The organism is Reyranella sp., from assembly GCF_004296935.1.
In the GTDB taxonomy this organism is placed as follows: Bacteria; Pseudomonadota; Alphaproteobacteria; order Reyranellales; family Reyranellaceae; genus Reyranella.
In genome coordinates this window covers 1-3,954 of sequence record NZ_SCVH01000054.1, presented here as the reverse complement: position 1 = coordinate 3,954, position 3,954 = coordinate 1, and the positions used below count along the sequence as shown (strand labels likewise).

Sequence of the window (3,954 nt, the reverse complement as noted above, 5' to 3'; positions counted from 1 at the left end):
ATATCCACGCGTTACTCACCCGTGCGCCACTCGTGTATTGCTACACGCGTTCGACTTGCATGTGTTAAGCCTGCCGCCAGCGTTCGTTCTGAGCCAGGATCAAACTCTCAAGTTTAACGTATCCTTCCACCCCAACTTGCGAAGAGGGGAAGAACTTGATCCCGTCACTAGATTACTAAGTCCGACTTGCGTCGAACGTTCGAACTAGCGACGGCGAAAACATTCGCGCCTGAAGCGCAAACGTCCGCCGCCGCCGGCGTATCCCTTTCCTAACAGACAATGCATAGAGCGCACGACCACCTCCGCAGAGGCACTGGCCGAGACCTTCGATCGAACTGGGAACCGTCAAGGTCATGAAACCCTGCGCCGCAATTACGCGCGACGTTTCCGGTACACCCCGTTCTCCGTGGGAGCCGCGCTTATATGGGCCGGTCATAGGGGTGTCAAACGTAAAATTGCAGATGTGAGACGGTCGCCCGGGATCAGCAAAAAGCACGTCAAACCTATGGTATTGTTGTGGCCTGCCAAGCTTTTCGGCATCAATATGTAGAGACCCGCCGCTGGGGACAGAATCGACCCCGCGGCGCCAACCCTAGCTGAGGCCTGGACCCACCGGGCCCGTAATAGGTCAACGGTCATGACGGATTTCCCCTCTCCGTCGGATCGGTCGAAATCCGCCAAAAGCGTCGCTTTTGCGCTGTTCCGGCCTGTCCTTTTCGCCATCGGTATCATCGCCCTGGCGCTCGGCGGCCTGGTGCTCACGCACCGGTCGAATCCCGAGATCGCGACGGCGCAAAAGCAGCTCCCCGCCCCGCCCGCCACGGCGCCCGCGCCCATCGTGCTGGTCGACTCCGAGCCCGCGCCGCCTGTCACGTCGGCCGAACTCAAGGACGGCGCCTTCAAGGGCCTCGAACTCAAAGGCTTCCAGATGAAGCCACCGGATCCGGCAACCGATCCCGAGCCTCCGGCCAGCGATCGTTACGAGCTCACGCTCCGTCTGGAACGCGGCGATACCGTCGAGAAGATGCTGGCCGACATCGATGTCCCCGACGCCGATCGCAAGCAGATCGCCGAGAAGCTGCAGACGCTCCTGAAGAAGAAGAAACTCGCGACCGGCGAGACGATCGAACTGCTCATGCAGACGATGCCCGAGCAGCCCGACGCGCCGCGCGTGCTGTCGCTGTCGGTGCGTCCGCAACCGGAACGCGAGTACATCGTGAGCCGCAAGGACGACGGCTCCTACGATGCCGAGGAGAAGATCTACAAGGTGAGCCCGCGCATCGTTCGCGTCGAAGGCGAGCGCGACGGCTCGCTGCAGCAAAGCGGCATCAAGGCCGGCGCGCCGTCGGCCGCGATGGTCGAGTTCATCCGGGCGATGTCCTACGATGTCGACTTCCAGCGTGAACTGAAGCAGGGACAGAAGTTCACCGTGCTGCTCGAACAACTCGTGACCAGCGATGGATTGGTCACCCACCCGGGCCGCCTGCTGGCCGGAGAGTTGCGCCTGTTGAAACGGACGGTGACGGTGATCCGCTTCCGCCCGCAGGGCGGCGCCGACGGATTCTACAATCCCCAGGGCGAGAGTGTCGTGCGCTCGTTCCTGCGCACGCCCATGGACGCCTCGAAGCTCACCTCGCGCTTCGGCATGCGCGAGCATCCGATCCTGGGCTTCAGCGCGCTCCACGCCGGCGTCGACTTCTCCGCCGCCTCCGGCACACCGATCCTGGCAGCCGGCACCGGCAAGGTCGCCATGGCCGGCTACAACGGCGGATATGGCCTCTACGTCAAGTTGCAGCACACCCAGGATGTGGCGACGGCCTACGCCCACATGTCGCGGCTGGGGCCGGGCATCAAGCCCGGCGTTTCCGTCCGCCAGGGCCAGGTGATCGGCTTCGTCGGCTCGACCGGCATGTCGACCGGCCCACACCTGCACTACGAGTTCCATCGCGGCGGCAGGGCGGTCAATCCGCTGGCGCAGAAGTTCGCCATGCGCGCCACGGTGGGCGGCAAGGACCTCGCCCGCTTCCAGGCGCTGTCGCGGCAGTATCTCAACCAGATGAAGAATGCGCCGGCCGCAGCCGATGTGAACGCCAAGCCGCCGCCGCCCAAGACGTCACAGGCCCCGAAGGACCCTGCGACGCCCCAGGTTGCGCGCGGCGACTAGCACCTCGATGGGCGGCTAGTCGGCGGCCTCGCCCAGCACGCGCTGGCCGGCGATCATGAGTTCGCCGTTCTCGACGCCGACCTCGACCGTCTCGCCATCCTTGATGCGGCCCTCGAGCAGCAGGGTTGCCAGCGGGTTCTGCAGGCTGCGCTGGATGACGCGCTTCAGAGGCCGCGCGCCGTAGACCGGGTCGTAGCCGCGGTTGGCCAGCCACTGCAGCGCTTTCTTGTCCAGCTCGAGGCCGATCTTGCGATCCGCCAGGAGCTTGCGCAGCTGGCCGAGCTGGATGTCGACGATGTCCGTCATGTGCGCCCGGCTCAGCCGGTTGAACAGCAGGATCTCGTCGAGCCGGTTCAGGAACTCCGGCCGGAAGGCGCGGCGCACCTCTTCCATCACCTGCTCGCGCACCGTCTCGGTCGACTGGCCTTCGCCGAGGGCTGCCAGATGGGCGCTGCCGAGGTTGGAGGTCAGCACGATCAGCGTGTTGTTGAAATGCACCGTGCGGCCCTGGCCATCGGTCAGGCGACCGTCGTCCAGCACCTGCAGCAGCACATTGAACACATCGGGGTGCGCCTTCTCGACCTCGTCGAACAGGATCACCTGGTAGGGCCGGCGGCGCACCGCTTCGGTGAGCACACCGCCCTCGTCGTAGCCGACATAGCCCGGCGGCGCGCCGATCAGGCGGCTGACGGCATGCTTCTCCATGAACTCGCTCATGTCGATGCGCACCATCGCGTGGTCGTCGTCGAACAGGTAGTTCGCCAGCGCCTTGGTGAGCTCGGTCTTGCCGACGCCCGTCGGACCCAGGAACAGGAACGAGCCCATCGGACGGTTGGGATCCTGCAGGCCTGCCCGCGCCCGCCGAACGGCATTGGACACCGCGTTGATGGCCTCGTCCTGGCCGATCACCCGCTTGTGCAGTTCCTCTTCCATGCGCAGCAGCTTGGCCCGGTCGCCTTCCAGCATCTTGTCGATCGGGATGCCGGTCCAGCGCGAGACCACCGCGGCGATGTCCTCGGGCATGACTTCTTCCTTCACGCCCCGGCTGCCGGAGAGCTCGATGTTCTCCGCTGCCTTGAGCTTCTTCTCGAGCTCGGGGATGACGCCGTAGGACAATTCGCCGGCGCGGCCGAGTTCGCCCTTGCGCTGGGCGATCTCGAGTTCGTGCCGCGCCTTGTCGAGCTGCTCCTTGACCTTCTGGGCATCGGCCAGCTTGTCCTTGGCCGACTTCCATTGCGCCGTCAGCCCGGCCGACTTCTGCTCGAGCTCGCTCAGCTCCTTTTCGAGCTTCACCAGCCGCTCGCGCGATGCCGGATCGCTTTCCTTCTTCAGCGCCTCGCGCTCGATCTTGAGCTGGATGATGCGCCGGTCGAGCTCGTCGAGATCCTCCGGCTTGCTGTCGACCTGCATGCGGATGCGGCTCGCCGCCTCGTCCATCAAGTCGATCGCCTTGTCGGGCAGGAAGCGGTCGGTGATGTAGCGGTTGGAGAGCGTCGCGGCCGCCACGATGGCGGCATCGGCGATGCGCACGCCGTGATGCAGCTCGTACTTCTCCTTGAGGCCGCGCAGGATCGAGACCGTGTCCTCGACCGTCGGTTCGGCCACGAACACAGGCTGGAAGCGGCGTGCGAGCGCGGCGTCCTTCTCGATGTGCTTGCGGTACTCGTCGAGCGTCGTGGCGCCGACGCAATGCAGTTCGCCGCGCGCCAGTGCCGGCTTCAGCATGTTGGAGGCATCCATCGCGCCGTCGGCCTTGCCCGCCCCGATCAGGGTGTGCAGCTCGTCGATGA

2 protein-coding genes and 1 rRNA gene are annotated in these 3,954 nt (G+C 65.1%); 1 reads left to right on the top strand and 2 read right to left on the bottom strand.

Going from position 1 to position 3,954, the window contains the following annotated elements:
- Positions 1 to 115 (bottom strand): 16S ribosomal RNA (locus EPO55_RS06980); the annotation flags it as partial.
- A gap of 522 nt (positions 116 to 637) precedes the next feature.
- Between EPO55_RS06980 and EPO55_RS06975 the strand changes: the two genes are divergently transcribed.
- On the top strand, positions 638 to 2,164 hold the full coding sequence (locus EPO55_RS06975; RefSeq protein WP_296335860.1) for a peptidoglycan DD-metalloendopeptidase family protein: 1,527 nt from the start codon (positions 638 to 640) through the stop codon (positions 2,162 to 2,164).
- Positions 2,165 to 2,179: 15 nt separating this feature from the next.
- On the opposite strand, the gene EPO55_RS06970 is transcribed toward EPO55_RS06975, so the two are convergent.
- The coding region (locus EPO55_RS06970; RefSeq protein ID WP_296335859.1) for an AAA family ATPase at positions 2,180 to 3,954 on the bottom strand (1,775 nt) is incomplete at its 5' end.

What these genes read in the sequence shown, in the direction of transcription:
- EPO55_RS06975 (WP_296335860.1), top strand. Translation starts at nt 638, where the DNA reads ATGACGGATTTCCCCTCTCCGTCGGATCGGTCGAAATCCGCCAAAAGC.